Source organism: Intestinimonas sp. HCP28S3_D6, from assembly GCF_052065695.1.
GTDB lineage: Bacteria > Bacillota > Clostridia > Oscillospirales > Oscillospiraceae > Intestinimonas.
The window spans coordinates 1-1,567 of the sequence record NZ_JBQHTM010000119.1; the positions used below are offsets into that span (position 1 = coordinate 1).

Genomic DNA, 1,567 nt, shown 5'->3' on the forward strand with positions numbered 1-1,567 from the left:
GCAGATAAATAATGGCTATTTTGCACTGAAATCACCTTAACCAAGCGCAAATGGCGGCTAATACATTGAGTAGAAACAGGATAAAGGCTTTTATTCAGAGGTTCCTTAGATAAAAATATTATAGATTCCATTGTTAAGCAAGTCAATGTATTTATCCTATAAAGATAAAATATGAATTGACATATCCTTTTGAGATAATTATAATAGTTTACATCCGGAGGGAGGGGACGACGTGCCATACCTATCAAAAAGAGAAATAGAAGCTATTGCCACACGGGTGATAAATGCTTATCAGAGAATGGTTGGAACTACGGGTCCTATGAGCCAACGGGTTTGCCCAGAGCTTTTGATTCAGGATCTTCTTGGCCTTGATATTACATATCGGACATTGTCCATTGATGGTTCTATTCTTGGCATGACCGCTTTTGATCAGGTAGGAGTCAGGGTTTATGAAAACAAGAATCCGACCCATTTTTTCCTGGACGGCAAGACGGTTCTGATCGAATCCGCTCTAACAGAGCCAGATGCAAATCCCGGACGGCTGCATTTTACCCTTGTCCATGAGGCCAGTCATCAGATTCTCAAAATGCTTTTTCCAAAAGAATATGCCTCAGGTATAAACCATCGACATGTCTATTGCTGCACAGATTCCTCCATACGGTATGGCGGGAGACAAGTGGACTGGGAAGAATGGCGTGTTAATATGCTGACAGCTGCCATTTTAATGCCGCTGGATCTATTGGTGAAACAGATGAAAGCAGTGGGATTGTACTCCAAAATCCGTATGTTAAACCGTGTATTTGCGCCCAAAGAGTATCAGGCATTTGCAACAATGGCAGAAAACCTGGGGGTATCCAAAGCTGCCCTCTCCATCCGACTAAAGCAGCTTGGACTTTTGACACGGAATGATTTGAAAGATCCGTATGCTCTTGTCCGTATTGAGCCGGACGAGGAAGAACTGTTTTGAACTGGAGGGAATCTTTCTTATGCCACGATACAATATCAGAACCGAAAATCCAGTCCGTTATGCCCAAGTTAAGGCGGAGCAGGATAGGCTCCGGGCGGAGTGCGCCAGGAGCAGCAGCATAACGCTGGCCCGCCTGTGTCCCTATTGCGACCATAAGATTGAAATCCTGTCCCGTGGGACCCACGGCTATTCGTTTATCAAATGCCCTAATTGCGGAGAGAATGTTGGATTCCCGCCTGTCTCTTTCCGCAGAGCATAAACAGCTTCCGAAAATAAAATAATCGAAGATTGTGCCCCGGAGCCGCTTGATGCGCTGACTTCCCATGTGCCGCTTGATGATTTTTCTCCACCAAAACGGTGGAGAAGCTCAACGGCGCGTGCCAGCGAGATCAAGCGGCTCTTTTTACGCTCATTCGGCTCTCAGGCAGAGTTGAATGAGCATTTTTCATATCTGGACGCTACAGAAATATTTTTCAAAAAATTTTTCTAACGCAAATTGCAAGTGCAAGCTGGACACCTGCACGGTAGAACTTAGTTAATCAGAGCGTCGGTCAGGATGGAAGCCGCTGGCTTCCATCCTGGGCGATGCTGCCGCAGCCG

1 protein-coding gene is annotated in these 1,567 nt (G+C 45.7%); it reads left to right on the forward strand.

Going from position 1 to position 1,567, the window contains the following annotated elements; all coding sequences use genetic code 11:
• Positions 1-232: 232 nt before the first annotated feature.
• Entirely contained in the window at positions 233-967 is a 735-nt protein-coding gene (locus tag ACTNBK_RS16980) for an ImmA/IrrE family metallo-endopeptidase (RefSeq protein WP_441147870.1), read from the forward strand.
• Positions 968-1,567 lie beyond the last annotated feature (600 nt).